The sequence below is a fragment of the Hansschlegelia beijingensis genome (genome assembly GCF_014196425.1).
Lineage (GTDB): Bacteria > Pseudomonadota > Alphaproteobacteria > Rhizobiales > Methylopilaceae > Methylopila > Methylopila beijingensis.
On sequence record NZ_JACIDR010000002.1, the window covers coordinates 374,055 to 400,248 of the forward strand.

Consider the following 26,194-nt stretch of genomic DNA (forward strand, 5'->3'; position numbering starts at 1 on the left):
AGAAAGGAAGTCGAACCGGCGTAACAGTTAGGGCCGCCCCTTAGCGACACTATGACGCAGGTCCGATGAAATTTTCCTTTCGTGGGGCGCGCCGGCGATTCGCCTTCTACCAAAGAGGCCCTCTGCGCCGAGGCGGGAGCGTTGCGCTGCGCCGCACCATCGGTTAGTTGCTGTCCGCGCACTTCGAGAAGGTCCAAAACAGATGGACTCGCCGAAAGCGGCTCCTACGGGGGCCCGGCCGCTGTCTCCGCATCTGCAGATCTATCGGCCGATGCTGTCGATGATGATGTCGATCGTGCATCGCATCACCGGAGGCGCGCTTTACTTCGGAACCGCTCTGATCGCGATCTGGCTGGTCGCGGCGGCCTCGGGACCTTCCGCGTTCGCCACCGTCCAGGGGATCTACGGGTCGATACCCGGTCTGCTGGTCCTGTTTTTCTACACCTGGGCGCTTATCCATCATGCGCTCGGCGGCGTGCGGCACCTGATCTGGGACACCGGCCACGGCTTCGAGCCCCGGGAGCGCGAACTGCTCTATCGGCTGACGCTCGGCGGCTCGGTCGCGCTGACGCTGTTGATCTGGACGGTCGGCTACCTGGTCCGCGGCGGCGCAGGCTGAAGGAGACGCTCATGAGGACGCCCCTCGGCCACGTCCGCGGACTCGGCGCCGCGAAGGCCGGCACCGAGCATTTCTGGATGCAGCGCATGACCGCGGTGGCGAACCTCCCGCTGACGCTCCTCTTCGTGGCCGTCGTGGTCGCCCTGTCCGGGTCGAGCCACGCGGGCGCGACCGCGATGCTCGGCTCGCCCTGGATCGCGATCCCGATGCTGCTCCTCACCCTCTCGGTGACCTTCCACATGCGCATCGGCATGCAGGTCATCATCGAGGATTACGTGCATGACGAGCTGCTGAAGCCGATCGCCATCATGGCGAACAGCTTCTTCGCCGTGGCTGTCGGGCTCGCCAGCGTGTTCGCGCTGCTCAAGATCAGTTTCGGGGTCTGAGCCGTGGCCGGACCCGCAAGCTCCTTCAGGAATGTCGCCGCGCCGGCCGTGAACGGCCGCGCCTATCCGTTCACCGACCACATGTTCGACGTTCTGGTGGTGGGCGCCGGCGGCGCCGGCCTGCGGGCCGTCGTCGGCTGCTCGGAGGCGGGGCTCAAGACCGGCTGCATCACCAAGGTGTTTCCGACGCGCAGCCACACGGTGGCCGCGCAGGGCGGCATCTCGGCCGCGCTCGGCAACATGGGCGAGGACGACTGGCGCTTCCACATGTACGACACCGTCAAGGGCTCCGACTGGCTCGGGGACCAGGACGCGATCGAGTACCTCGTCCGCAACGCGCCGGCCGCCGTCTACGAGCTCGAGCACTGGGGCGTGCCGTTCTCGCGCACCGAGGACGGCAAGATCTACCAGCGGCCGTTCGGCGGCATGACGACCCATTACGGCAAGGGCACCGCGCAGCGCACCTGCGCGGCCGCCGACCGCACCGGCCACGCCATCCTGCACACGCTTTACGGCGCGGCTCTGAAGGCGAACGCGCAGTTCTTCATCGAGTACTTCGCGATCGACCTGATGATGGACGAGGAAGGCGCCTGCGTCGGCGTCGTGGCCCTCAGGATGGATGACGGGACGCTGCACCGCTTCCAGGCGAAGCGCACGATTCTGGCGACCGGCGGCTACGGCCGCGCCTACTTCTCCGCGACCTCCGCCCACACCTGCACGGGCGACGGCAACGCCATGGTGCTGCGCGCCGGCCTGCCGCTGCAGGACATGGAGTTCGTGCAGTTCCACCCGACCGGCATCTATGGCGCGGGCTGCCTGATCACCGAAGGCGCGCGCGGCGAAGGCGGCTACCTGACCAATTCCGAGGGCGAGCGCTTCATGGAGCGCTACGCGCCGTCGGCCAAGGACCTCGCCTCACGCGACGTGGTCTCGCGCTCGATGACCATCGAGATCCGCGAAGGCCGTGGGGTCGGCAAGAACAAGGACCACATCTACCTGCACCTCGACCACCTCGATCCCGCGATCCTGCACGAGCGGCTGCCGGGCATCTCCGAGAGCGCCCAGATCTTCGCCGGCGTGGACCTGACGCGGGAGCCGATCCCGGTGCTGCCGACGGTGCACTACAACATGGGCGGCATCCCGACGAACTTCCACGGCGAGGTGCTGACCAAGGTCGACGGCGATCCGGATTCGGTGGTGCAGGGCCTGATGGCGATCGGCGAGGCGGCCTGCGTGTCGGTGCACGGCGCGAACCGGCTTGGCTCCAACTCGCTGATCGACCTCGTGGTGTTCGGCCGCGCGACGGCCGACCGCTGCGCCGAGCTGGTCGAGCCGAACAGCCGGCATCCGGAGCTGCCGCGCGGGGCGTCGGACCCCGCGCTCGCCCGGCTGGACCGGCTGCGGCACGCCTCCGGCGGCACGCCGACGGCCCAGCTCCGCCTGAAGATGCAGAAGGTGATGCAGTCGAACTGCGCCGTCTTCCGCACCGGCGAGGTGCTGGAGGAAGGCCGCGGCCTGATCCACGACGTCTGGTCCGGCTCCGACGACGTCGGCATCACGGACCGCTCGCTGATCTGGAACTCGGACCTGATCGAGACGCTGGAATTCGACAATCTGATCGCGCAGGCCGTCGTGACGATGGAGAGCGCCGCGAACCGTCAGGAAAGCCGCGGCGCCCACGCCCGCGAGGACTTCCCGGACCGCGACGACAAGCAGTGGATGAAGCATACGCTGGCCTGGGCCGACATGGAGACCCGTGAGGTCTCGATCGACTACCGGCCCGTGCATACCTACACGATGACGAACGACATCCAGTACATCGAGCCGAAGGCGCGGGTTTATTGAGCGCGTCCGCGTCGGCCGGCGCATCGAGAGGCGCTCCGATCCCGGTCGGGGCCTGAAGGAACATGGTCCAGCTCACCCTCCCGAAGAATTCGCGGATCACCGAAGGCAAGACCTGGCCGAAGCCTCAGGCCAAGAACGTCACGCCGTTCAAGGTCTATCGCTGGAACCCGGACGACGGCATGAACCCGCGCGTCGACACCTTCTGGGTCGACCGGGACGACTGCGGCCCGATGGTTCTGGACGGCCTCATCTGGATCAAGTCGAACGTCGACTCGACGCTGACCTTCCGGCGCTCCTGCCGTGAGGGCATCTGCGGCTCCTGCGCGATGAACATCGACGGGACCAACACGCTCGCATGCACCAAGGGCATGGACGACTGCGCAGGCGGCAAGATCGTCAAGATCTACCCGCTGCCGCACATGCCGGTGGTCAAGGACCTCGTCCCCGACCTCACCCAGTTCTACGCCCAGCACGCCTCGATCGAGCCCTGGCTCAAGACCGACACCCGCGAGCCGGGCGCCGAGTGGCGGCAGTCGCGCGAGGACCGGGCGAAGCTCGACGGCCTTTACGAGTGCATCCTGTGCGCCTGCTGCACCACGTCGTGCCCGAGCTACTGGTGGAACGGCGACCGCTATCTGGGCCCCGCGGCGCTGCTGCAGGCCTATCGCTGGCTGGTCGACAGCCGCGACGAGCGCACCGGCCAACGCCTGGACGAGCTCGAGGACCCGTTCCGCCTCTACCGCTGCCACACCATCATGAACTGCGCCAAGACCTGTCCGAAGGGCCTGAACCCCGCGAAGGCGATCGCGCAGATCAAGCAGCTGATGGTCGCGCGGCAGTTCTGAGCAGCCTGGAGCCGGACGAGACCCGCCCCGCTGGTCGGCCTCGCCCGCGCGTGCGCCGATAATTTAGGCGTGCCTACCGGTCGACGCGCTGCGGGCGCGCCCTTAGCTCCCTGTGGTCCACATGGGCAAGGGAGGGTGCAATGAACGACTCCGTCGAGCAGGATCATCCCTGGACGCTCGAAAACGTGCAGCAGCTGCAGGAGCTCGCGCGGGAAAAGGCGCCGGCCGCCCTGATCGCCATGCGCCTGCGCAGGTCGCAATCCGACGTCCACGCCAAAGCGTCGGAACTCGGGCTGATGCTGGCCGCCGAGTGAGCTTTGACCTCGTCCGGCCCGGGCGTTCATCTCGCCCGGACCGGAGTCTTTCAAAGACCGTGGTTAACAATGCCTTGCAGTATGAGGCCCGCGCCGAGTCGAGATGCGAACGAATCGGGAATCAGCGATTCGTCCGCGATTCGTTCTTCATGGAACGAATCGTGATTCGACTCTGAGCCGCCGGGCACGACGGCGCCGGAGACTCAGCGACGCGCCTCGTCGATCGCCCGAATACTCTCGGGCCGCGCCTCAGGACTCTGGCCCTGCTCGTCTCAGCCGCGAAGCGTCGCGCCGGTGGCCTTGGCGACCTGCGCCACGATGCGCTCCGCGACCGCTTCGATCTCGGCGTCGGTCAGCGTCTTCTCGCGCGGCTGCAGGGTGACCGCGAGCGCGAGCGAGACCTTGCCCTCCGGCACCCCCGGTCCCTCGTAGCGATCGAACAGATCGACCCGCGTGACGAGCTTGCGGTCCGCGGCCTGGGCGGCGCGGATCAGCTCGGCGGCTGGCGTGTCGCGGTCGGCGAGGAAGGCGAAGTCGCGCGAAAGCGGCTGCAGCGCCGAGCCCTCGAAGGGCGGCTTGGCGCGCGTCGGCTTCGCCTTCGGCTGCGGAAGCGCGTCAAGGATGAGCTCGAAGCCGACCAGCGGTCCTGAAGCGCCAAGGGCCTGAAGAGCGCGCGGGTGGAGCTCACCGAAAGCGCCGAGAACGACCTTTGGCCCCAGCTGCAAGGCTGCCGAGCGGCCCGGGTGGAACCAGGCCGGCGCCGCGCCCTGCGCGATCTGGACCGCCGTGGGAGACACGCCGAGCGCCGCGAGCGCCGCAAGCGCGTCGCCCTTGGCGTCGAACGCGTCGACGGGCAGCGTCGCCTCGCCCCAATGCCTGCCGGCGCCGCGCGCCTTCGCGGTCCCGCGGCGGACGCCGGCCGCCGACATGCGCTGGTCCTCGGGACGGTCGCCCAGGAAGGTCTGGCCGACCTCGAACAGCGCCACGTCTCCGACGCCGCGGTCGGCGTTGCGCTGCGCCGCCGCGATCAGGGCCGGCAGCAGGCTCGGCCGCATGTCCGAGAGGTCCGCCGAGATGGGATTGGCGAGCGCGAGCTCCGCCCTGCCGCCCCCGAAGGCTTCCGCCTCCTTGCGCGACACGAAGGACCACGTCACGGCCTCGACCAGGCCGCGGGCCGCAAGCGTGCGCCGGGCGTTGCGCGCGCGGCGCTGGATCAGGCTGAGCCTTGCGCCCGAAACGCTGGCGCCCGCCGGCAGCGGCGTCGCGGCCACGCGGTCGAGCCCGATGATCCGCACGACCTCCTCGACCAGGTCAGCCTTGCCCTCGACGTCGGGCCGCCAGCTCGGAACGGCGACCTTGAGGCGGTCCCCCTGGCCGGTGACCCAGAAGCCCAGCATGCTGAGCGTCGCCTTGATCTCCGCCGGAGCGAGATCGAGACCGGCGAGCCGTCGCACCTCGGAGACGGGGAAGTCGATGATCAGGTTCCGCTCGGGAACGGCGCCGGCCGAGACGATCTCGGAGGCCTCTCCGCCGCAGAACTCCAGCACAAGCTGGGTCGCGAGCTCGAGGCCGGGCAGCGCGAAGGCCGGATCGACGCCGCGCTCGAAGCGGTAGCGGGCGTCGGAATTGACGTTCAGCGCGCGGCCGGTGCGGGCGATGTTGAGCGGGTCCCAGAGGGCGCTCTCGATCAGGACGTCGGTCGTGTCCTGGTCACAGCCGGTGGCGGCGCCGCCGATGACGCCCGCGAGCGACTGCACGCCGTTGTCGTCGGCGATGACGCACATCGTCTCGTCGACCGCATAGGTCTTGCCGTCGAGCGCGAGGAAGCTTTCGCCGCGGCGGCCACGGCGCACCACGAGGTCGCCCTTCACCTTGGCGGCGTCGAACACGTGCAGCGGCCGGTTGCGGTCGAACGTCATGTAGTTGGTGACGTCCACCAGCGCGTTGATAGGCTTCTGGCCGATCGCCTTGAGGCGTCGGCGCAACCACTCGGGCGACTGGCCGTTCCGGACCCCGCGCACCAGGCGTAGGGCGAAGAACGGCGACAGCGGCTCCGCGTCGCCGAAATCGAAGCGCACAGCGGTCGGGCACGGGAAGGCGCCCGCGACCGGCTTGATGACGGGGTCGCGCAGTTCGCCGATCTCGGCGGCCGCGAGGTCACGCGCGACGCCGTGGACGCCGAGGCAGTCCGGCCGGTTCGGCGTGACGGCGATCTCGATCACCGGATCGTCCAGCCCCACCATGGGCGCGAAGGGTCGGCCGACCGGCGCGTTCTCGGGCAGCTCCATGATGCCGTCATGGTCGTCGCCGAGGCCGAGCTCGCGCGAGGAGCACAGCATGCCGCCCGAGGCGACGCCGCGGATCTCGGACGCGCCGAGCTTGACGCCGCTCGCCGGGATCACCGTGCCGGGCGCGGCGAACACCACCTTGAGGCCCTGCCGCGCGTTCGGAGCGCCGCACACCACCTGCAACGGCGCGCCCTTGCCGACGTCGACCATGCAGACCTGGAGCTTGTCGGCGTTCGGGTGCCGCCTGGCCTCCAGGATGTGGCCGACGATGAAGGCCGACAGATCGCCCGCCTTGTCCTCGACGTCCTCGACCTCGAGCCCGACGCGCGTCAGCGTGTCGGTGACCGTCTTGAGGTCAGCGTCGCCGCCAAGGTGCTCTTTCAGCCAGGAGAGGGAGAACTTCACGACGACAGCCCTCCCGCGAGCGTCGGGAAGTCGAGCGCACGGAACCCGTAATGCGAGAGCCAGCGGGCGTCGGCGCCGAACAGGTCGCGCAGATCGGGCATGCCGTATTTCAGCATCGCGATGCGGTCGATGCCGATGCCCCAGGCGAAGCCCTGCCAGACGTCAGGGTCGAGACCACAGTTCCTGAGCACGTTGGGGTGCACCATGCCGCAACCGAGAATCTCGAGCCAGTCGTCGCCCTCGCCGATGCGGATCTCGTTCGGCAGCTTGCGGCAGCGGACGTCGACTTCCATCGAGGGTTCGGTGAAGGGGAAGAAGGACGGGCGGAAGCGCAGCTCGACCGACGGCACCTCGAAGAAGGTCTTGAGGAACTCCTCCAGAACCCACTTCAGGTGGCCGAGATGGGCGCCGCGGTCGATCACCAGCCCCTCGACCTGATGGAACATCGGCGTGTGCGTCTGGTCCATGTCGAAGCGGTAGGTGCGGCCGGGGCAGATCACCCGGATCGGCGGCTCCTGGGACTGCATCGTGCGGATCTGCACCGGGCTGGTGTGCGTCCGCAGCAGCAGACGTTCGCCGTTCTCCTTCTCCGGCAGGAAGAAGGTGTCGTGCATCTCGCGCGCCGGATGCCCGACGGGGAAGTTCAGCTTGGTGAAGTTGAGATCGTCGGTCTCGATGTCCGGACCTTCGGCGACCGAGAACCCCATCGCGGAGAAGATCGCCACGAGCTCGTCGGTGACCTGGCTGACCGGATGGATGCGGCCGGTCTCGAGCGGGCTCTCGCGCACCGGGAGCGAGACGTCGAGCGTTTCGGCGGCGAGCCGCGCCTCGAGCGCGGCGTCCGCGAGCGCCGTCTTCTTCTCCGCGATGGCGGCGGCGACGCGGTCGCGCAGCGCGTTCAGCGCCGGGCCCACGGTCTTGCGCTGCTCGGGGTCCATGCCGCCGAGCGTCTTCATCTTCTCGGAGACGGAGCCCTTCTTGCCGAGCGCCGCGACGCGCACGGCTTCGAGCGCGGCCTCGTCGGACGCCGCGCCGACAGACGCAAGGATTTCGGCTTCGAGGGAGTTCAGGCTGTCGATGTCGGACATGGAGGGCGCCGGATCCCGATACGGCGCCGTGTTCGCGACAACGGCGCCTCCACCCGCGGCGTCGTCCTCCGGTCCGACCGGAGGACCCATGTCGGGTCCGGAGCTCTACGCCTGAGATGGATCCTCCGGACGAGCCGGAGGATGACGAGCTCTATGGGGGAAGGCCGGCGCGGAGCCGGCCTCAGGGCCTCACGCCGGAAGCGCGGCCTTCGCCTTCTCGGCGAGCGCGGCGAACGCGGCCGGCTCGGCGATCGCGAGCTCCGACATCGTCCGGCGGTCCATCTCGATGCCGGCCCTGGAGAGGCCGTCGATGAAGCGCGAATAGGTCAGGCCGTGCTCGCGCACGGCGGCGTTGATGCGCTGGATCCAGAGCGCCCGGAAGGTCCGCTTCTTGTTCTTGCGGTCCCGGTAGGCGTACTGCATCGACCGATCGACGGCCGCCTTGGCGGCGCGGATCGTGTTCTTGCGGCGGCCGTAGAAGCCCTTCGCGGCGGCGAGGGTCTTCTTGTGTTTTGCGTGGGACGTAACGCCCCGTTTCACGCGAGCCATGGTCTAATCTCTCAAGCGTCTGTGGCGGGAAGCAGCGTCAGCCGTAGGGCAGGAACGTCCTGACGATCCGCGCGTCCTGCGGCGTCAGGATGGTGGTGCCCCGCTGATTGCGGATCTGCTTGTTGGTGCGCTTGATCATGCCGTGGCGCTTGCCAGCCTGGGCAGAGATGACCTTGCCGGTCCCGGTGAAGCGGAAGCGTTTCTTCGCCGCCGACTTCGACTTGATCTTGGGCATTTCGCTCTCCGAAGTGAGGAGAGGCCTCGCTGAACGATCGCGCCGCCGCCAGCGAACCGGAGACGGAGAAATCAGGCGCAAAGCCTCGAGCATGGGGCGCGCCACGGCAGCCCATACTGGCCGGGCCCGCGCGGAAGCGGGGCTTATAGGCCGCAGCCCGCCGATTTGCAACGGTCGAGAGCGCGCAGCCGCCTCTCTCCGGCGGCTATCTGGGCGGCGTCAGCGCGAGGCCGATGCTGCGCCCGGGCGCATTGCTGATCTGCAGCGTCGCCGGACCGGCCGAAAGCTCGTAACGCAGCGTCTTGCGCGCGCCCTCGCAATCCGTGACGCCGGAGAACTCGGTCGGCTGAAGCGCCTGCCCGCCCTGCACCAGATCGGTCCAGGCGGTTTCGGTCAGGGTGATCTGATAGACGCCGGGCCGCGCCTCGAAGCGCAGCGTCCCGCCCTGCGATCGGGGCGCAGACCGCCGCTGCGGCGGAAGGACGAAATCCGCCGAGGCGTCCTCCTTCAGCTCGAGGCGAAATCCGACCGGGCCTGCGACGTCGGCGGTCGCGCCGCTCTTCACCCAGCGCGGCTGCGCGAGCAGTTCGAGGTCGGCCGCGATCGGCCAAGCGAAAGCGCCGCAGCCCCCGGTCTGGGCCGCGCCGGCCGGCGCGGCGAGCAGGATGCCTGCGAGGCCGACGATGATCTGGAAGCCTGGTCGAAGGGTCTTCACGGGATGTGACGCCTTCCTTTCGGCCACCTGCGGCCGTCGGTTCAGGAGGACGCGCCGAGCATGGCGCCGAGGGCCGCCCCGACCGGGTGGCTCGAATCCAACATCAGCCTGAGCGCGAGGGCAAGCGCGACGACGACCAGCAGGGGCTTCACGAGGGTGACGCCATGCTTCAGCGCCAGCGCCGAGCCGAGGCGCGCGCCCACGAAGGCGCCGGCCGCCATCGCCAGTCCCGCCGACCAGACGATGGCGCCAGCGGCCAGGAAGACGAGCAGGCTCGCGACGTTGGAGGCGAGGTTGAGGAGCTTGGTCCGCGCCACGGCGCGAAGGGCGCCGAGGCCCGCAAGAGCCACGATCGCGATCATGAAGAAGGATCCGGCGCCGGGGCCGAACAGACCGTCGTAGAACCCGATGGGGAAGGCCGCGCATAGCGCGAAAGCGCGCGGCGACAGACGGGCGGACACGTCGATGTCCGACATCCGGGGGCCGAAGGCGAAATACAGCGCGACCGCGATCAGCAGGAAAGGCAGCCCCACCCGCATCACGTCGATCGGCGCGAAGGCGATGCAGAGCGCGCCAAGGATGGAGCCGGCGAAGGACGACGCCGCGAGCCCCCAGGTCTCGGCGGCGCGGAAGTCGAGCAGGCCGGCGCGCGCGAACCGGGTGGTGGCGGTCGCGGTTCCGAGCGTGCCCTGCAGCTTGTTGGTGGCGACCGCGGCCGCAGGGTCGAGGCCGCCGAGGATCAGCACGGGGAGCGCGATCAGCCCCCCGCCGCCTGCGATGGCGTCGACAGTGCCGGAGACGACGCCCGAAAGCGCGAACAGGAGCAGGGTTTCGGGCGGGATCGACATCCGGGACCGGGGCCGAGGCGGGAGGCATTGCTGATAGCACCGGCGAACCCCGGCGTCAGGTAGGGGAGATTGTCGCTGTCGCTCTGCGCGGCGCGCGCTACCGTTGGCCCGTTGCTGCGGCCGGAGGCGGAATGATCGACGAAGAGGTTATCGGGGCGTTGTTCGACGCGGCCTCGCTCGCTCGCGACCGCGCCTATGCGCCCTATTCGGGGTTTGCGGTCGGCGCCGCCCTGCTGGCCGCGGACGGCTCGATCCACGCCGGCTGCAACGTCGAGAACGCCGCCTATCCGGTGGGGGTCTGCGCCGAGGCCGGGGCGATCTCGGCGCTGGCCGCCTCAGGGGGCCGCAAGATCCTGGCGATCGTCGTCATGGCCGGCGGCGAGGCGCTCTGCACGCCCTGCGGCGCCTGCCGGCAGCGCATCCGGGAATTCGCCGAACCGGCCGCGCCCGTCCTCGTCGCGGGGCCGGAGGGCGTACGGGCCCGCTTCACGCTTGGCGAGCTGCTGCCGGAGAGCTTCGGTCCGGCCAATCTGCCCGAAGCCGCCGCCCGTGATTGACAAGCTCCTCCGCGGGACCGCAAACGTCCCGCGCCCGCACGTCAGGAGTATGCGCCCATGAGCCACGCCGATCTCGCCTCCGTCATCGAGGCCGCCTGGGAGCGCCGCGCCGAAATCGGTCCGTCGACCACCGGCCCGGAACGCGACGCCGTCGAGGCCGCGCTCGCCGCGATGGACGCCGGCGAACTGCGCGTGGCGACGTCCGAGAACGGCGAATGGACGGTGCGCCAGTGGCTCAAGAAGGCCGTGCTGCTGTCGTTCCGCCTGAACGACATGGAGCGCATCCCCGGCGGACCCGGCCAGGCCGCCTGGTGGGACAAGGTCGCCTCGAAGTTCGACGGCTGGGACGAGGCCCGCTTCAGGCAGGCGGGCTTCAGGGCCGTGCCGGGCTCGATCGTGCGGCGCTCGGCCTATGTGGCGCCGGGCGTGGTGCTGATGCCGTCCTTCGTGAACGTGGGCGCCTATGTGGACAGCGGCACCATGGTCGACACCTGGGTGACGATTGGCTCCTGCGCGCAGATCGGCAAGGACTGCCACATCTCCGGCGGCGTCGGCATCGGCGGGGTGCTGGAGCCGCTGCAGGCCGGTCCGGTGATCATCGAGGACAACTGCTTCATCGGGGCGCGCTCGGAGGTCGCCGAAGGCGTGATCGTCCGGAAGGGCTCCGTGCTTTCGATGGGCGTCTTCCTCGGCGCCTCGACCAAGATCGTCGATCGCGCCACCGGCGAGGTTTTCGTCGGAGAGGTGCCTGAATACTCTGTCGTGGTTCCGGGCGCGCTGCCCGGCAAGCCGCTGAAGGACGGCTCGCCGGGGCCGGCGCTGTCCTGCGCCGTGATCGTCAAGCGGGTCGACGAAAAGACCCGCTCCAAGACCGGCATCAACGAGCTGCTCAGAGACTGAAGAGGGCGCGCCGCCCGCCACCACGAGGATGACCGCGATGAGCCTCGATCCTCGCGATCCCGTCGCCGTCGCGCAGGCGCTGATCGCCTGCCCGAGCGTCACGCCCGAGGAAGGCGGCGCGCTCGCGCTGCTTGAAGGCCTGCTCCGGCCGCTCGGGTTCGAGGTTCACCGCCCGGTGTTCTCCGCCGACGGGACGCCCGACGTGGAGAACCTCTTCGCGCGCAGGGGCGAGGGCGACGCCTTCGTGTTCGCCGGCCACACCGACGTGGTGCCGCCCGGCGACGCCGGACGCTGGAGCCGCGGGCCGTTTTCGGGCGAGGTCGTCGACGGCGAGCTCTTCGGCCGCGGAGCGGTCGACATGAAGGGCGCGATCGCCTGCATGGTCGCGGCCGTGGCGCGCCGGCCCGATCTCCGGACGCCGGTGGTTTTCCTGATCACCGGCGACGAGGAAGGACCTGCGGTCAACGGCACCAGGGCGCTGCTCGAATGGGCGGCGGGGCGCGGCGAGCGCTTCTCGGCCTGCCTGCTGGGCGAGCCGACCAATCCGGAGGCCCTCGGAGACGCCGTGAAAGTCGGCCGCCGCGGCAGCCTGTCGGGAACTTTCACGATCCGCGGCGTCCAGGGCCACGTCGCCTACCCGCAGCTCGCCGACAACCCCATCCGAAAGCTGCCCGAGGCGCTTGCGGCGCTGCTGGACGAGCCGCTGGACCATGGCGCCGAGCGCTTCCAGCCGTCGAACCTCGAGATCGTGGGGCTGGAAAGCGGCGCGGGCGCCTTCAACGTCATCCCCGGAGAGGTCCGGGTCAGGTTCAACATCCGCTACAACGACCGCCACACGGCGCAGGAGCTGATGGCGCTCATCGCCGCCCGGCTCGACGCCGCGATCGGCCCGGCCGCCTACCAGCTCGCTTTCGAGCCGCCCAGCGGGGACGCCTTCCTGACCCCTCCGGGTGCGTTCGTCGAGCTGGTGTCGGCGGCGATCGAGGCCGAGACCGGTCGCCGCCCGGAGCTTTCGACCAGCGGCGGCACGTCGGACGCGCGCTTCATCAAGTCCTACTGCCCGGTGGTGGAGTTCGGCCTCGTCGGCCGCACCATGCACCAGGTGGACGAGCGCGTGGCGGTCGCGGATCTCGAGCGGCTGACCCGCATCTACGAGAACGTTCTGGCCCGGGCGGAGACGCTCTGACGGCGGCCCTCAGATCTTGCGGAGCCGCACCTCTTCGATGCGGTGGCTCTCGCCCTTCATCAGGATGAGATCCGCGCGGGGCCGCGTGGGGCGGATGTTCTCGCGCAGGTTCGGAAGGTTGATGTCGCTCCACAGCGTCTCGGCCGTCTCGAGCGCCTCTTCCTGCGAAACCTGCGCATATTTGCGGAAGTAGGACTGCGGATCGCGGAACGCCGTTTCGCGCAGGCGCATGAAGCGCTCGACGTACCAGCGCCGCAGCAGCGCCTCGTCGGCGTCGAGATAGATGCCGAAGTCGATAAAGTCGGAGACGAATGGCTGGACCCGGCCGTTCCTCGGCTTGTCGCCGACCTGGAGAACGTTGAGCCCCTCCAGAATGACGATGTCCGGCTTCTCGATCACGGTCTCCTCGCCCGGCACCACGTCATAGACGAGGTGGCTGTACACCGGGGCGGTCACGCGCGGCTTGCCGGCCTTGATGTCGGAGACGAAGCGCAGCAGGCCCTGGACGTCGTAGCTCTCCGGAAATCCCTTGCGGCCCATCAGGTTCTCCCGGGCCAGGATCGCGTTGGGCAGCAGGAAGCCGTCTGTGGTGACGAGATCGACCTTCGGCATGTCGGGCCAGCGCGCCAGCAGCGCGCGCAGCACGCGCGCGGTGGTCGACTTGCCGACCGCAACGGAGCCCGCGACCGCCACCAGGAAGGGCACGCGGGTCTCGCTGTGGCCGAGGAAGCGCTGGGTGGCGCGGTACAGCTCCTGGCGGGCCGCGACATAGAACGCCAGCAGACGCGAGATCGGGAGATAGATCTCCTCGACCTCGTCCATGTCGATCGGATCGCCGACGGAGGCGAGCCGATCGATGTCGGCGTCGTCGAGCGTCATCGGCGTGTCGGCGCGCAGGGCGGCCCAGTCACGGCGCCGGAAGGTCGCGTAGGGCGAAGGGCTCCCGAGGCGCGGCGCGTCGTCCATCAGGGCTCCTTCCGGGACGCCTTCTCCGCCAGACCTGACTGCCCGGTACGCTGTTCAAGCACGCGCATCACCTCGGCAAGGGTGACGCCGCGGACCTTGAGCGCCACCAGCAGGTGGTAGAGCACGTCGGCGGCCTCGGAGGCGAGTTCGACCTTCGTGCCGGCGACCGTCGCGAGCGCCGCCTCGACGCCCTCCTCCCCCAGCTTCTTGGCGCAGCGCGCCGGTCCTGCGTCGACAAGGGCGCGCGTGTAGGAATCGGTGGCCGCGGCCGAGGCGCGCGTCCCCACGATGCGTTCGAGATCCTCGAGGGTGAAGCCTGTCATGCGGCAGCCTCTTCTGCTTGCGGCCCGGCGCTGTCAGACGCCCGGATCGAGCCGGACCGGCAGACCTGCGGCGGCCATGCGGGCTTTCGCCTCGCCGATGGTGTGCTCGCCGAAATGGAAGATCGAGGCCGCCAGCACCGCGCTGGCGCCTCCGTCCCTTACGCCTTCCACCAGATGGTCGAGCGAGCCGACGCCTCCGGAGGCGACCACCGGCACCGGCACCGCGTCCGCGACGGCGCGGGTGAGCGCCAGATCGTAACCGTCACGGGTGCCGTCGCGGTCCATCGAGGTCAGAAGAATCTCGCCGGCCCCGAGGCTTGCGACCTCCGCCGCATAGGCCACGGCGTCGAGCCCGGTCGGCCGCCGGCCGCCATGGGTGAAGACCTCCCAGCGGTCGGCCTCGTCGGGCCCGGAGACCTTCTTGGCGTCGACCGCGACCGTGATCGCCTGCGATCCGAACTTTTCCGCCGCGCGCGCCACGACCGCGCGGTCGTTCACCGCCGCCGACATGATCGACACCTTGTCGGCCCCGGCGAGCATCAGCGCCCGCACGTCCGCGACCGAGCGCACGCCGCCGCCGACCGTCACCGGCATGAAGCAGTTCTCGGCTGTGCGGGCCACGACGTCGAGCAGGATCGCCCGCTCCTCATGGCTCGCGGTGATGTCGAGGAAGCAGAGCTCGTCTGCGCCCGCCGCGTCATAGGCGATCGCGGCCTCGACCGGATCGCCGGCGTCGCGCAGGTCGACGAACCGCACGCCCTTCACGACCCGGCCGTCCTTGACGTCGAGGCAGGGGATGACGCGGACCTTCAGCATGTCACGCCGCTCCCGCCGCCTTGACGAAGGCGAGGGCCTCGCGGCCGTCGAGGCGGCCGTCGTAGAGCGCGCGGCCGGTGATCGCGCCCGCGATGGCCGCGTTCTCGGGGGCGAGCAGCCTGCGCACGTCCTCGATGTCGGCGAGGCCGCCGGAGGCGATCACCGGGATCGTGACGGCGGCCGCGAGCTCGCGGGTTGACTCGAGGTTCAGACCCTTGAGCAGACCGTCGCGCGCGATGTCGGTGTAGATGATCGCGGCGACGCCCGCGTCCTCGAAGCGACGCGCCAGGTCGAGCGCGGTCATGTCCGAGACTTCGGCCCAGCCCTGAACCGCGACCCGGCCGTCACGGGCGTCGATCCCGACCGCGACCCGGCCCGGATGCGCCTTCGCGGCCTGTTTCACGAAGTCCGGATTGCGGACCGCGGCGGTGCCCAGAATCACCCGCCGCACGCCGCGGTTCAGCCAGGCCTCCACGGCCTTCATGTCGCGGATGCCGCCGCCGAGCTGCACGGGGAGTTCCACCGCGTCCAGGATCGCGTCCACCGCCGCGGCGTTGACGCTCGCGCCGGCGAAAGCGCCGTCGAGGTCGACGACATGCACCCAGGAGAAGCCAATCTCGGCGAAGGCGCGCGCCTGCTGGCCGGGATCGCGGCCGTAGACGGTGGCCCGCTCCATGTCGCCTTCCTTGAGGCGCACCACGGAGCCGCCCTTCAGATCGATCGCAGGATAAAGGATCACGGACGCCACCGCAGAAATGCTTCGAGCAGGGCCAGGCCGAGGCGCTGGCTCTTCTCGGGATGGAACTGGACGCCAGCGACATTGTCGCGCGCGACCAGAGCGGTCACCGGACCGCCATAGGACGCCGTAGCCACCACGTCCGCAGGATCGTCGGGAACAAGGTGGTAGGCGTGCAGGAAATAGGCGTGCAGGCCCTGCGGCCCAAGCGCGAGGCCGTCGAGCAGCGGATGCGGCCGGCGCGCCTCTAGCGTGTTCCAGCCCATATGCGGGACCTTCAGATCGGCTTCGCCCGGCTCGATCCGCATCACCCGGCCGGGAATCCAGCCGAGGCCCGGCGTCGGCCGGTACTCCTCGCCTTCGGTGGCGAGCATCTGCATGCCGATACAGATGCCGAGGAAAGGACGCCCCCGGACCTTCACCGCCTCATGCAGGGCGTCTCCCAGCCCCGACACGTCGCCGAGCGCAGCGCGGCAGTCCGGGAAGGCCCCGTCGCCGGGCAGGACGATGCGGTCGGCGCCGGCGATCGCCTCAGGATCGCTGGTGATCCGGATGTCGCGCGCGCCTGCGCGCTCCAGGGCCTTCTCCACCGAGCGGAGATTGCCGGCTCCGTAGTCGACGATGGCGGTCGTCACCGCGCGCCGCCCGGCTGCGGGAAGAGCCCAAGGACCATGGAGGGATGCGGCCGGTAGCCGCCGGCGTCACGCGGCGGGGTCGCGCGCTCATGCGCCGTCTCGCCGAGCCACTCCTGGAAGAAGTGCGCTTCCGCCTCCTCCTGGGTGCGGGCGAGGGCGGACCCTGCGAGCCGGTAGCCGCGCCGCTCGAGGGAACGCGCGCGCAGCCATGCGGCTTCCAGGCCCACCGCCAGATTCGGCAGGAAGGCGAGCACGATCGTCCCGCCGGGTCCGACGCCCGCCCATCGGACGATGAAGGCGAGGGCGATCTCGACCAGCACGTAGATCACGAGGGCCGCCCAGCACCTGCGCCAGACGAGCCAGACCAGCGGGACCAGGAACGCGAATTTGGAGAAGCCCTCCCGGACGGTGACGAACGCCTCGACGCCCTCAAGCGTCGGCCGCACGCCGCCCGGCGGTTCATAGATCAGCCAGTTCCGCATTCCGAAAACCTTGTCAGTCGCCGATCCGGCCCTTGGTCGAGGGCAGCCGGTCGCCGGCGCGAGGATCGATCGCAAGCGCCGCCTTCAGGCAGCGCGCAAGCCCCTTGAAGCAGGACTCCGCGATGTGATGGGCGTTGACGCCATAGAGCGTCTCGACATGCAACGTCACAGCCGCATGGCTGGCGAAAGCCTGGAAGAACTCCCGCACCAGTTCGGTGTCGAACTCGCCGATCTTGGGGGCGGTGAACTCCGTCCGCCAGACCAGGAACGGCCGGCCCGAGACGTCGATCGCGACGCGCGTCAGCGTCTCGTCCATCGGCATGTGGACGTCCGCGTAGCGCGTCAGGCCCTTCATGTCGCCGAGCGCCTGCCGCACCGCCTGTCCGAGCGCGATGCCGACATCCTCGGTGGTGTGGTGAAAGTCGACATGCGTGTCGCCCTGCGCCCGAACCTCGAGATCGATCATCGCGTGGCGCGAGAGAAGCTCGAGCATGTGGTCGAGGAAGCCGACGCCCGTCGAGATCTTCGACGCGCCGACGCCATCGAGGTCGAGCGACAGCTCGATCTCGGTCTCGGCGGTTTTCCTCGTCACTTCGCCCCGTCGCATGGGCGCGTCTCCGGGCGCGTCTGGCGCGCATGTCTGGGATCGGAACGGCGCGTGACTATCACGGCCTGCGCGTCAGAGCCATGGTCCGACGCCCAGACGGACCCAATGCCCGCCGGCCCCTCGAAAATCAAGGCGTCCGGGACCCTCGACATCGCCGACGCAAAACATACCTCGCCTGAAGCCGGCGCCGCGGCCCTCCTCATGCTCGACCCCAAGGCCCCCTCGGCGCGACGGGCTTTCAATCCGGAGCCGCCTCCAATGGCGAAGAACACGCAGAGCAAAAGCGCGAGCGGCAAGGCCGCCGGCGCCAAGACGCCCGAAACCGAGGTCCAGGACGCCAAGACCCGTCGGAAGGCGCCGCTCGCCACCCCGACGCGGCTCGGCTCGAACGCCACGCGCGACATCGAAGGCGCGATGAACGCGCTGCTCGCCGACACCTTCGCGCTGTACCTCAAGACCAAGAACTTCCACTGGCACGTCAGCGGACCGCACTTCCGCGACTACCATCTGATGCTGGACGAGCAGGCGGCGCAGATCCTCGCGACCACCGACGACATGGCGGAGCGCGTGCGCAAGATCGGCGGCACGACGCTCCGCTCGATCGGCCACATCGCCCGGCTGCAGCGGCTCGCCGACAACGACGCGGACTTCGTGGAGCCGCTCGACATGCTGGCCGAGCTCCGCCAGGACAATCTCGACATGGTGGTGCGCATGAAGGAGGTCCATGACCTCTGCGACGATCATGACGACGTCGCGAGCGAGAGCCTGCTCGAGAACTGGATCGACGACGCCGAGCGTCGCGCCTGGTTCCTGTTCGAGGCCTCGCGGGGCCTGTCGAGCGGCCACTGACCGCACCAATCGATCGCTGCCGCCCGGCGTCCGGGTTCCACCGTCCCGGGGCGCCGGGCCCGGCTCCCGCCCGGGCCCGTACGGCCAAGTTGCGAACCGCTCGCGAATGATTACTTGAGGCTCCGAATTCTCCTCCGGAGCCTCAATGTCCGACAATCAGATGCATGGCACGACGATCCTGCTCGTGCGCAAGGGCGGCCGTGTCGTGATCGGCGGCGACGGCCAGGTCAGCCTCGGCCAGACCGTGATGAAGGCCACTGCGCGAAAGGTCCGCAGGATCGCCAAGGGCGAGGTCATCGCAGGCTTCGCGGGCGCCACCGCCGACGCCTTCACGCTGTTCGAACGGCTCGAGGCGAAGCTCGAACAGTATCCCGGACAGTTGCTGCGCGCCGCGGTCGAACTCGCCAAGGACTGGCGGACCGACCGCTATCTCCGCCATCTCGAGGCGATGATGCTGGTCGCCGACAAGAACACGGCGCTAGTCATCACCGGCAATGGCGACGTGCTGGAGCCCGAGAACGGCGTCGCGGCGATCGGCTCCGGCGGCAACTACGCGCTGTCCGCCGCGCGCGCGCTGATCGACACCGAGGCCGACGCCGAAACCATCGTGCGCAAGGCGATGAAGATCGCCGCCGAGATCTGCGTCTACACCAACGACAACCTGACTGTTGAGAGCCTTGAGACCGTCGGCTGACGATCTGGACTCCGCCGTGGCGGCGGGCGTGATCGACGCCGGCCAGGCGGAGCGGCTGCGGGCCTTCCTCGCCGGTCGGGCCGAGGCGGCGCCGGACGCGCTGGACGCGCCCGACCGCGAGGACGTGCGCTTCGTGCGCGGCTTCCACGACGTCTTCATGAGCGTCGGACTCGTCGCCCTGCTGGCGGGGCTTCAGCTCGCCATGTCCGCGCTCCTGCCGCCGCAGGCGATGGCGGCCGGGATGGCCGCGGGCGCAGCGCTCATCTGGGCGCTCGCGGAGGTTTTCACGCGCCGGCAGCGTCTGGTGCTGCCGAGCATCGTCCTCGCCACGGCGTTCTCGATCTACGCCGCCATGAGCGCGTCGCTGGCGCTGGAAGGGCGCGAGCTCGACGATCCGCTGAGCGCGCAGGCGCCCTGGGTCGCGACGGCGGCCCTCGCGGCCGCGGCGGCGTTCCGCCTGCGCTTCCGGCTGCCGTTCTCGACGCTTCTGGTCGCGGCCAGCGCGATCGGGCTCGGGCTCGCCCTGCTGGGGCTGCACGCCGAGGCGCTTCTGGAGCAACGCTGGCGCGAGCTGCTGCTGGTCCTTGGCCTGCTCGTGTTCGGCGCCGCCATGACCTTCGACCTGCGCGACCCGGAGCGGCGGACGCTCGCGAGCGACAACGGCTTCTGGCTGCATCTGCTGGCGGCGCCGATGATCGTGCACGCGCTGCTGAGCTTCGTGGTCGCCGACCCGGCCAGCCCCACGCCGTCGGAGGCGGCTGTCGCGGTCGCGATCCTGGCGGCGCTGGCGCTGGTCGCGCTGGTCGTCGACCGCCGCGCCCTGCTGATGTCGGGCCTGATCTATTTCGGCGCGGCGATCGGAGCGCTGATCACCCGCGCGCAGTTCGATTCGGCCACGATCTTCGCTCTGACGCTCGTCATCCTGGGCGTCGTCGTCGTGGCGCTCGGCGCCGGATGGCGTCCCGCCCGTCGCCTCGCGCTGGCGCCGCTGCCGCCTTCGCTGCGCGCCGCCGTTCCCTCATCGTCCTGAGATCCCGAACACCCGCATGACCGATCTTTCCCCCCGTGAAATCGTTTCCGAGCTCGACCGCCACATCGTCGGCCAGCGCGACGCCAAGCGCGCCGTCGCGATCGCGCTCAGGAATCGCTGGCGTCGCCTGCAGCTGACGGGCGCGCTGCGGGAAGAGGTGCTGCCGAAGAACATCCTGATGATCGGCCCGACCGGCGTCGGGAAGACCGAGATCTCGCGCAGGCTCGCCCGGCTCGCCAACGCCCCCTTCCTGAAGGTCGAGGCCACCAAGTTCACCGAGGTCGGCTATGTCGGCCGCGACGTCGAGCAGATCGTCCGCGACCTGGTCGAAGTGGCGATCGGCCTGGTGCGCGAGACCCGGCGCAAGGACGTCCGCGCGAAGGCGGAGCTCGCCGCCGAGGAGCGCATCCTGGTGGCGCTGGTCGGGCCCGCCGCGAGCCCCGCGACCCGCGAGTCTTTCCGCCGGAAGCTGATGGCGGGCGAGATGGAGGACAAGGAGATCGAGATCGAGGTCGCGTCCTCCGGGCCGGCCATGATGGAGATCCCCGGCATGCCCGGACAGGTCGGCATGATCTCGCTCGGCGACCTCATGGGCAAAGCCTTCCAGGGCCAGAAAAAGGCGCGGCGCGTGCTCGTCAGGGACGCGCGCGACCAGCTCATCGCCGACGAGTCCGACAAGCTGCTCGACCAGGAGCAGCTCACGGCGGAGGCCATCAAGGCCGTCGAGAACGCCGGCATCGTGTTCCTCGACGAAATCGACAAGATCTGCGCCCGCGAGGGCCGCGCCGGCGACGTCAGCCGCGAAGGCGTGCAGCGCGACCTGCTGCCGCTGATCGAGGGCACCACGGTCGCGACCAAGCACGGGCCGGTGAAGACCGACCACATCCTGTTCATCGCGTCGGGCGCCTTCCACGTCGCCAAGCCCTCCGACCTGCTGCCGGAACTGCAGGGGCGGCTGCCGATCCGCGTCGAGCTCAACGCGCTCACCCGCGAGGACTTCGTCCGGATCCTGACCGACACCGAGGCGAGCCTCGTCAAGCAGTACGTGGCCCTGATGGCGACGGAAGGCGTGACGCTCGACATCACCGAGGACGGCGTCGCGGCGCTCGCCGACATCGCGGTCGAGGTCAACGCCAGCGTCGAGAACATCGGCGCGCGCCGGCTGCAGACCGTGATGGAGCGGGTGCTGGACGAGATCAGCTTCACCGCCGCCGACCGCGGCGGCGAGACGGTCGTGGTCGACGGCGACTACGTCCGCAAATATGTCGGCGACCTCGCCAAGAACGCCGACCTGAGCCGCTTCATCCTGTGAGGCGGCTTCAGCGCCGGCCGCTCTTCCTGATCCGGACATAGAGCGCGCCGGCGCCGCCATGGACGGGGTCGGCGGGCTCGAAGCCGATCACGACGTCACGGGCGGCCGGAGAGCTCAGCCAGTGCGGCACGGACCGGCGAAGCACGCCGCGTTCGGAGCCGAAGGCGTCTTCGGCGCCCGGGCGGCCTTTGCCGGTGATCACCAGCACCACCCTGTGACCCTGCGCCTGGGCGCGGATCAGGAACGAGGCGAGCCGCCGGTGCGCCTCGTCCTGCCTCAGGCCGTGGAGGTCGACGCGAGCGTCGATGTCGACCACGCCGCGCGCCAGCCTCCGCCGCAGCCTCGCCTCAAGGGGCGCCAGCGGCGGCGGCGCAGGCTGGCGGACGGATCTTGGCGCGACGACAGGAGCCGATGGCGGCGGGGCGGGACGCTCTTCGATCGGCTTGGGCGCGGCTGGCTGCGCCGCAGGTTCGGGGAGAGCGCGGCCGGGGAGCGGCTCGACCGTCTCGGCGACCTTCATCCACAGCGCGAGCTCGGCCTCGGAGACGACCCGGCGGCGCCTTCCGCCGCTCATTGTCCCGCAGCCGCGTCGCCACGCGGCAGCAGCACGACAAAGCGGGTCTGTTGCTTCATGCCGCCCGCGACCGCGCCGGCCGTGTCTCCGGTCCCGGCGAAATAATCCGCGCGCGCGGCGCCCAGGATCGCCGACCCCGTGTCCTGGGCGACCGTCAGCCTGCGGATCGGCTTGCCGTCGGGGAAGCGGCTGTCGAGCCAGAAAGGCAGCCCGTACGACCACAGGCCGCGATCGACCGCGATGCTGCGCTCCGGAGTCAGCGGCACGTTCTGGGCGCCGCGCGGGCCGTCGCTGTCCTGGAGCGCGTCGTCGATGCGGAAGAAGATGTAGGAGGCGTTCTGGCGCATCAGTTCACGGCCTTGCTGCGGGTTGGCCGCAAGCCATGCCCGGATCCCGGCCATCGACGCGCCGGCTTTCGTCATCGCGCCCCGTTCGACCAGGAGTCGACCGATCCCGCTGAACTTGCGCCCGTTGCGGCCATCGAACGCCAGCCTGACGGAGGAGCCGTCCGGAAGCCGCACGCGGGTCGAACCCTGGATGTGGACGAAGAATGCGTCGATCCGGTCCAGATACACCAGTTCGAGGCCCTGGCCCGCCAGAGCGCCGTCCTCGATCGCCGCGCGATCCGGATAAGGCTCGAAGCCGCCGCCGCTGGTCTTGCGCGCGCCCCCCAGCCCTGCCGGGACGCCGGGCAGGGTTTCTCCGTCCGGGATCGTGACGAGATCTGCTGGCCGCGCCAGGAGGGGCGTGTCCAGTCTCCCGACCGGCGTCCTCGAGCCGGCGACCTCCGGCTCGTAATATCCGGTGAGCATCCCCTCGCCCACGAGGAAAGGCCGGAACGCCCGCTCGAAGAAGGCGCGCGCGCCAGCCGCGTCCGGCTCGCCGAGCGAGATCGCCTCCTCGCAGGTCTGCTGAAGCGCGGCGCTCGGCGGAAGCGCGGCCCGCGACGGCGAGACCTTGTCACGGATCGCCCGGCACGACGCGGCGAAAGTCGCGAAGGCGGCCGCGTGGTCGTCCTGCGCCCAGCCGTTGAGTTCGGAGAATGAGAGGGGGGTGAGCGGAGGCGACGCCGCCTCCGCCCCGGACGCCGCGGCCAGCGCAACGCAGGCCGCGATCGCGGCGCGCCAGCCGCGCACCGGATGCGCCGCCGTCAGGAGCCGGTGGCCACCAGGCGCCAGTTCGGGTCGCGGGAGTTGAGCTCCCGCGCGAAGGTCCACACATCCACGAGATCGACGATCTCGGTCGGGCTTCCGTCGATCACCGCGCCGCTGCGGTCGCGGGTCACGGTGATGAGCTTCGAGACGAAGCGCAGGGTGATCTGCGCCGTCCGCCCGACCACCTCGGCCCCCGTGATCTCGGACTTGTCGATCGAGACGAAGTTCGACTCCATCGTCTCGCCGCGATTCTCGCGCTCGGCGATCGCGTTCGAGAAGCTCTCGAAGACGTCGCGGGCCAGCAGCGGCTTCAGGGTCTTGCGGTCACCGGCCGCGAAGGCCGTCACGATCATCTCATAGGCGCTGCGCGCTCCGGCCACGAAACCACGGGCGTCGAAGCCGTTCTCCTCCTGGGCGATCTGGTCGAGGCCGCCGGCCGCGGGGCTGTCGGCCTCGACGAGGCCCTCCCAGCGCGGTCCAGGCTCTGGCTCCACCGCTTCCGCGGCTGGCCGCTGCGGCTCGGAGTTCCGCTGCGGCAGCGGAATCACCTTGTCGTTCGCCGGCTCGGGCTTGGCTTGCGGGCGGCCCACGAAGGGGTCGCTCGGCCTCCGCTCGTTGCCGGTCCGGGTGCCCAGCACCGACCGCAGCCGGAGGAAGATGAACACCGCCAGCACGAGAATGATCACAGTGTAGATGTCGAAGCCGTCGCTCATCTCGTCTCGCAGTCTGTCGGGCCGTGCTTACGGCGATTTTCGCCGTAGCACCCTATATGTGATGAACGCGGCGCCCGATTCCAGTCACGCTATCGCGGCAGCGCTTGAATCACACGCACATCAGCTCCCACATGATGACCTAAGTCGTTCGGCATCAAGGATCTTCACGGACACGTCATGCCTCGCATCCTCGCTATGATACTCATCCTGCCGGTCGCGGAGCTGATCGCGTTCGTGCTGGTCGCGAGCGCCATCGGCTTCGGCAAGGCGGTCCTGCTTCAGCTCGGCATCTCGCTGATCGGGGTCGCAATGCTCGGCTCCCTGTTCAGCGAGGCGAAGGTCCGCGCCCGAAGCGGCGGCGGACTGATGTCGATCGCGCTCGACAAATCCCACAGTCTCCGCGGCCTCGCAGGTCTGCTGTTCACCATCCCGGGCTTCATCACGGACGCGCTCGGGGTTCTGGCTCTGGTGCCGGAAGTCCGGGAGCGGCTGCGTCGGCTGATCGGCGGCGCGGAGCCCGTGCCGCCGCGGGCGCCGCGCCGCGAGGCGGGCCGCGCCCAGGCCGAGATGCTCGACCTCGACCGGCAGGAGTGGCGCGAAGTGCAGCCCACCGGCAGGCGGGAAGTCTGACAGGCTCTTCGTCGGGACACGGTTGACCGCCTTGCGACGCGCGCGAACGTCATGCTACGCCGCGCCACCGTCGCGGCCTCATGTGATGCGCCCGACGTTCCCTCGAGCCGATAGAGACGAGACGCATGGCCAGCAACAACGGCGCGCCCGCGGGCGAGAACAACGCCCCCGCCATCAACGTCCTGGCGCAGTACGTCAAGGATCTGTCGTTCGAGAACCCGAACGCCCCCCGCTCGCTCGCGCCGCGCACGACCGCGCCGCAGATCGAGATCAAGGTCAACGTCAACGCGCGCCAGGTCGGCGAGGCGGATTTCGACGTCGAGCTCGCGATCGAAGGCCAGGCCAAGGATGACGACAGCCTCGTCTTCCGCGTCGACCTCTCCTACGGCGGCGTGTTCCGGGTCATCAACATCCCGGAGGAGCAGCTGCATCCGGTGGTGATGATCGAGTGCCCGCGCCTGCTGTTCCCGTTCGCGCGCCAGATCGTCGCCGACGCCGTCCGCAACGGCGGTTTCCCGCCGCTGATGATCGATCCGGTCGACTTCGCGGCTCTCTACCGCGCACGCGCCGAAGAAGCTCAGGGCAACGCCTGAGCTTCGGGCCTCAGGCCGCCGCCTCGGCGGCGGCCATGTATTCCCGCCAGATCGGTTCGCCGCCGAGCGTCGCCACGAAGGCGAGATGCTCCGCGACCTCGGCCTCCGTCAGACGTGGAGCGAGCGGCGTCGGCCGGGCCGCCACGCCAGCGCCGCGCGCAAGCGCCCGGCCGGCGAGATGCGACAGCCCAAGGGACGCCTGCCGGCCTCCCAGCAGCTCGAGATAGACCTCGGCGAGGATCTCGCTGTCGAGCAGCGCGCCGTGCTTGGTCCGGCGCGAATTGTCGATCCCGTAACGCTGGCACAAGGCGTCGAGCGAGTTCGCGCCGCCCGGATTCTTCCTGCGCGCCAGCATCAGCGTGTCGACGACGCGCTCCCGACCGATCGGCGCGCGGCCCAGGCGCTTCAGTTCGGCGTCCAGGAAGGCCATGTCGAACGAGGCGTTGTGGATGACCAGCGCGCCTTCGGCCACGAACGCCAGGAACTCATCCGCCACGTCCGCAAAACGCGGCTTGTCCGACAGGAACTCGGCTGACAGCCCGTGAACGCGAAAGGCCTCCTCGGGCATGTCGCGCTCGGGGTTGAGGTAGACGTGGAACGTCGCGCCCGTCGGGATGCGGTTGAGGAGCTCCACGCAGCCGATCTCGACCACCCGATCGCCGGTCAGCGGATCGAGCCCGGTCGTCTCGGTGTCGAGCACGATCTCCCGCATGCGTCAGCGCCCCAGAAGGCGCGCGAGAGCCGCGCGAACCTGAGCGCGCGCGTCCTCGACGCCGCCCGAAGTGTCGATGACGATGTCCGCGCGGGCGCGCTTCTCGGCGTCCGGCATCTGCCGCGAGAGCACGCGCCGGAAGGTCTCTTCCGTCATTCCCGGTCTTTCCATCACCCGGCGTCGCTGCTCCGCCTCGCCGGCGCTCACCACCACGACCGCGTCCATCTGCCGGGCGCGACCGCTCTCGAACAGCAGCGGGATGTCCAGCACCGCCACCCGCACGCCTCTTGCGCGGGCGTCGCGCAGGAACTCGGCCTCCGCCTCGCGCACCAGAGGATGGACGATCGCCTCCAGTTTCGCGAGGGCCGCCGCGTCGCCCAGCACTCTCTTCCCCAGTTCCTTTCGGTCCACCTCGCCGGCGCGCGTCGTGCCCGGGAACGCGGCCTCGATCAGCGGCGCAGCCTTTCCCCTGTAGAGCGCGTGGACCGCCGCGTCGGCGTCATGCACGGCGGCGCCCTCCTCCGCGAACAGCCGGGCGGTGGTGGTCTTGCCCATGCCGATCGAGCCTGTCAGGCCGATGACGAGCAT

At 69.8% G+C, this 26,194-nt stretch carries 32 protein-coding genes; 14 read left to right on the forward strand and 18 right to left on the reverse strand.

What is annotated here, in order from left to right; all coding sequences use genetic code 11:
* Nucleotides 1-202 precede the first annotated feature (202 nt).
* From sdhC to GGR24_RS08260, 5 genes are all read left to right on the forward strand, one after another.
* Nucleotides 203-619, forward strand: a complete 417-nt coding sequence (sdhC, locus tag GGR24_RS08240) for a succinate dehydrogenase, cytochrome b556 subunit (protein WP_183394863.1) — start codon at nt 203-205, stop codon at nt 617-619.
* An 11-nt stretch (nt 620-630) separates the two neighbouring features.
* Entirely contained in the window at nt 631-1,005 is a 375-nt protein-coding gene (sdhD, locus tag GGR24_RS08245; protein ID WP_183394864.1) for a succinate dehydrogenase, hydrophobic membrane anchor protein, read from the forward strand.
* An 81-nt stretch (nt 1,006-1,086) separates the two neighbouring features.
* The gene (gene sdhA / locus GGR24_RS08250) at nt 1,087-2,850 is read left to right on the forward strand and encodes a succinate dehydrogenase flavoprotein subunit (RefSeq protein WP_210286119.1); all 1,764 of its coding nucleotides are present in this window, start codon (nt 1,087-1,089) and stop codon (nt 2,848-2,850) included.
* A 62-nt stretch (nt 2,851-2,912) separates the two neighbouring features.
* Nucleotides 2,913-3,695: a succinate dehydrogenase iron-sulfur subunit gene (locus GGR24_RS08255; RefSeq protein WP_183394866.1), complete on the forward strand. Its 783-nt coding sequence runs from the start codon at nt 2,913-2,915 to the stop codon at nt 3,693-3,695.
* A gap of 140 nt (nt 3,696-3,835) precedes the next feature.
* Nucleotides 3,836-4,009 (forward strand): hypothetical protein, encoded by a 174-nt coding sequence (locus GGR24_RS08260; protein ID WP_183394867.1) that lies wholly within the window; start codon nt 3,836-3,838, stop codon nt 4,007-4,009.
* A gap of 272 nt (nt 4,010-4,281) precedes the next feature.
* Here GGR24_RS08260 and pheT read toward each other — a convergent pair whose 3' ends face one another.
* The 6 genes from pheT to GGR24_RS08290 all read right to left on the reverse strand — a co-directional run bounded on the left by pheT (nt 4,282) and on the right by GGR24_RS08290 (nt 10,137).
* Nucleotides 4,282-6,702, reverse strand: a complete 2,421-nt coding sequence (pheT, locus tag GGR24_RS08265) for a phenylalanine--tRNA ligase subunit beta (protein WP_183394868.1) — start codon at nt 6,700-6,702, stop codon at nt 4,282-4,284.
* Nucleotides 6,699-7,790: a phenylalanine--tRNA ligase subunit alpha gene (gene pheS / locus GGR24_RS08270; protein WP_183394869.1), complete on the reverse strand. Its 1,092-nt coding sequence runs from the start codon at nt 7,788-7,790 to the stop codon at nt 6,699-6,701. The genes pheT and pheS overlap by 4 nt, the downstream gene beginning before the upstream one ends.
* Nucleotides 7,791-7,979: 189 nt before the next feature.
* Nucleotides 7,980-8,339, reverse strand: coding sequence for a 50S ribosomal protein L20 (gene rplT / locus GGR24_RS08275; RefSeq protein ID WP_183394870.1), 360 nt, complete (start codon nt 8,337-8,339; stop codon nt 7,980-7,982).
* A 37-nt stretch (nt 8,340-8,376) separates the two neighbouring features.
* Nucleotides 8,377-8,574, reverse strand: a complete 198-nt coding sequence (gene rpmI / locus GGR24_RS08280) for a 50S ribosomal protein L35 (RefSeq protein WP_131003061.1) — start codon at nt 8,572-8,574, stop codon at nt 8,377-8,379.
* A 205-nt stretch (nt 8,575-8,779) separates the two neighbouring features.
* On the reverse strand, nt 8,780-9,289 hold the full coding sequence (locus GGR24_RS08285) for a hypothetical protein (RefSeq protein WP_183394871.1): 510 nt from the start codon (nt 9,287-9,289) through the stop codon (nt 8,780-8,782).
* A 41-nt stretch (nt 9,290-9,330) separates the two neighbouring features.
* Nucleotides 9,331-10,137 (reverse strand): TSUP family transporter, encoded by an 807-nt coding sequence (locus tag GGR24_RS08290; protein ID WP_183394872.1) that lies wholly within the window; start codon nt 10,135-10,137, stop codon nt 9,331-9,333.
* 131 nt (nt 10,138-10,268) lie between these two features.
* On the opposite strand from GGR24_RS08290, the gene GGR24_RS08295 reads away from it, so the two are divergent.
* Genes GGR24_RS08295 through dapE form a run of 3 tightly spaced genes read left to right on the forward strand, consistent with a single transcriptional unit; the run spans nt 10,269 to nt 12,780 of the window.
* Nucleotides 10,269-10,694 carry a cytidine deaminase gene (locus GGR24_RS08295; protein ID WP_183394873.1) on the forward strand — a complete coding sequence of 142 codons (426 nt, stop codon included), beginning with the start codon at nt 10,269-10,271 and terminating at the stop codon, nt 10,692-10,694.
* A gap of 57 nt (nt 10,695-10,751) precedes the next feature.
* Complete coding sequence (gene dapD, locus GGR24_RS08300; RefSeq protein WP_183394874.1) at nt 10,752-11,594, forward strand: 2,3,4,5-tetrahydropyridine-2,6-dicarboxylate N-succinyltransferase; 843 nt, start codon at nt 10,752-10,754, stop codon at nt 11,592-11,594.
* A 37-nt stretch (nt 11,595-11,631) separates the two neighbouring features.
* Nucleotides 11,632-12,780: a succinyl-diaminopimelate desuccinylase gene (dapE, locus tag GGR24_RS08305; protein ID WP_183394875.1), complete on the forward strand. Its 1,149-nt coding sequence runs from the start codon at nt 11,632-11,634 to the stop codon at nt 12,778-12,780.
* 9 nt (nt 12,781-12,789) lie between these two features.
* Here dapE and coaA read toward each other — a convergent pair whose 3' ends face one another.
* Genes coaA through hisB form a run of 7 tightly spaced genes read right to left on the reverse strand, consistent with a single transcriptional unit; the run spans nt 12,790 to nt 17,345 of the window.
* Complete coding sequence (coaA, locus tag GGR24_RS08310) at nt 12,790-13,746, reverse strand: type I pantothenate kinase (protein ID WP_183394876.1); 957 nt, start codon at nt 13,744-13,746, stop codon at nt 12,790-12,792.
* Nucleotides 13,746-14,069 carry a phosphoribosyl-ATP diphosphatase gene (locus GGR24_RS08315; RefSeq protein WP_183394877.1) on the reverse strand — a complete coding sequence of 108 codons (324 nt, stop codon included), beginning with the start codon at nt 14,067-14,069 and terminating at the stop codon, nt 13,746-13,748. The genes coaA and GGR24_RS08315 overlap by 1 nt, the downstream gene beginning before the upstream one ends.
* 33 nt (nt 14,070-14,102) lie before the next feature.
* Complete coding sequence (gene hisF, locus GGR24_RS08320; RefSeq protein WP_183394878.1) at nt 14,103-14,885, reverse strand: imidazole glycerol phosphate synthase subunit HisF; 783 nt, start codon at nt 14,883-14,885, stop codon at nt 14,103-14,105.
* A gap of 1 nt (nt 14,886) precedes the next feature.
* Complete coding sequence (gene hisA / locus GGR24_RS08325; RefSeq protein ID WP_183394879.1) at nt 14,887-15,633, reverse strand: 1-(5-phosphoribosyl)-5-[(5-phosphoribosylamino)methylideneamino]imidazole-4-carboxamide isomerase; 747 nt, start codon at nt 15,631-15,633, stop codon at nt 14,887-14,889.
* The gene (hisH, locus tag GGR24_RS08330) at nt 15,621-16,256 is read right to left on the reverse strand and encodes an imidazole glycerol phosphate synthase subunit HisH (protein WP_183394880.1); all 636 of its coding nucleotides are present in this window, start codon (nt 16,254-16,256) and stop codon (nt 15,621-15,623) included. The genes hisA and hisH overlap by 13 nt, the downstream gene beginning before the upstream one ends.
* Nucleotides 16,253-16,738: a DUF2628 domain-containing protein gene (locus GGR24_RS08335; protein ID WP_183394881.1), complete on the reverse strand. Its 486-nt coding sequence runs from the start codon at nt 16,736-16,738 to the stop codon at nt 16,253-16,255. The genes hisH and GGR24_RS08335 overlap by 4 nt, the downstream gene beginning before the upstream one ends.
* A 13-nt stretch (nt 16,739-16,751) precedes the next feature.
* Nucleotides 16,752-17,345: an imidazoleglycerol-phosphate dehydratase HisB gene (gene hisB / locus GGR24_RS08340; protein WP_183394882.1), complete on the reverse strand. Its 594-nt coding sequence runs from the start codon at nt 17,343-17,345 to the stop codon at nt 16,752-16,754.
* 258 nt (nt 17,346-17,603) lie between these two features.
* Here hisB and GGR24_RS08345 point away from each other — a divergent pair, with 258 nt between their 5' ends.
* From GGR24_RS08345 to hslU, 4 genes are all read left to right on the forward strand, one after another.
* On the forward strand, nt 17,604-18,194 hold the full coding sequence (locus tag GGR24_RS08345) for a Dps family protein (protein WP_183394883.1): 591 nt from the start codon (nt 17,604-17,606) through the stop codon (nt 18,192-18,194).
* Nucleotides 18,195-18,339: 145 nt separating this feature from the next.
* On the forward strand, nt 18,340-18,888 hold the full coding sequence (gene hslV / locus GGR24_RS08350; protein WP_183394884.1) for an ATP-dependent protease subunit HslV: 549 nt from the start codon (nt 18,340-18,342) through the stop codon (nt 18,886-18,888).
* On the forward strand, nt 18,872-19,918 hold the full coding sequence (locus GGR24_RS08355) for a hypothetical protein (protein ID WP_183394885.1): 1,047 nt from the start codon (nt 18,872-18,874) through the stop codon (nt 19,916-19,918). Before hslV ends, GGR24_RS08355 begins: the two co-directional genes overlap by 17 nt.
* Nucleotides 19,919-19,934: 16 nt before the next feature.
* Nucleotides 19,935-21,230, forward strand: coding sequence for an ATP-dependent protease ATPase subunit HslU (hslU, locus tag GGR24_RS08360; RefSeq protein WP_183394886.1), 1,296 nt, complete (start codon nt 19,935-19,937; stop codon nt 21,228-21,230).
* 7 nt (nt 21,231-21,237) lie between these two features.
* Here the strand turns inward: hslU and GGR24_RS08365 are convergent, their stop codons facing one another.
* The 3 genes from GGR24_RS08365 to GGR24_RS08375 are packed head-to-tail and all read right to left on the reverse strand — an operon-like array spanning nt 21,238 to nt 23,671.
* Entirely contained in the window at nt 21,238-21,804 is a 567-nt protein-coding gene (locus GGR24_RS08365; RefSeq protein WP_183394887.1) for a Smr/MutS family protein, read from the reverse strand.
* The gene (mltA, locus tag GGR24_RS08370; protein ID WP_183394888.1) at nt 21,801-22,940 is read right to left on the reverse strand and encodes an MltA domain-containing protein; all 1,140 of its coding nucleotides are present in this window, start codon (nt 22,938-22,940) and stop codon (nt 21,801-21,803) included. The genes GGR24_RS08365 and mltA overlap by 4 nt, the downstream gene beginning before the upstream one ends.
* A gap of 14 nt (nt 22,941-22,954) precedes the next feature.
* A complete protein-coding gene (locus GGR24_RS08375; protein WP_183394889.1) occupies nt 22,955-23,671 on the reverse strand; it encodes a Tim44/TimA family putative adaptor protein in 717 nt (238 codons plus the stop codon).
* 177 nt (nt 23,672-23,848) lie between these two features.
* Here GGR24_RS08375 and GGR24_RS08380 point away from each other — a divergent pair, with 177 nt between their 5' ends.
* Nucleotides 23,849-24,301, forward strand: a complete 453-nt coding sequence (locus GGR24_RS08380) for an FxsA family protein (protein ID WP_183394890.1) — start codon at nt 23,849-23,851, stop codon at nt 24,299-24,301.
* Between the two features lie 125 nt (nt 24,302-24,426).
* Nucleotides 24,427-24,894 (forward strand): protein-export chaperone SecB, encoded by a 468-nt coding sequence (gene secB, locus GGR24_RS08385; RefSeq protein ID WP_183394891.1) that lies wholly within the window; start codon nt 24,427-24,429, stop codon nt 24,892-24,894.
* A gap of 10 nt (nt 24,895-24,904) precedes the next feature.
* On the opposite strand, the gene dnaQ is transcribed toward secB, so the two are convergent.
* Entirely contained in the window at nt 24,905-25,606 is a 702-nt protein-coding gene (dnaQ, locus tag GGR24_RS08390; RefSeq protein ID WP_183394892.1) for a DNA polymerase III subunit epsilon, read from the reverse strand.
* Nucleotides 25,607-25,609: 3 nt separating this feature from the next.
* Entirely contained in the window at nt 25,610-26,194 is a 585-nt protein-coding gene (coaE, locus tag GGR24_RS08395; protein WP_183395207.1) for a dephospho-CoA kinase, read from the reverse strand.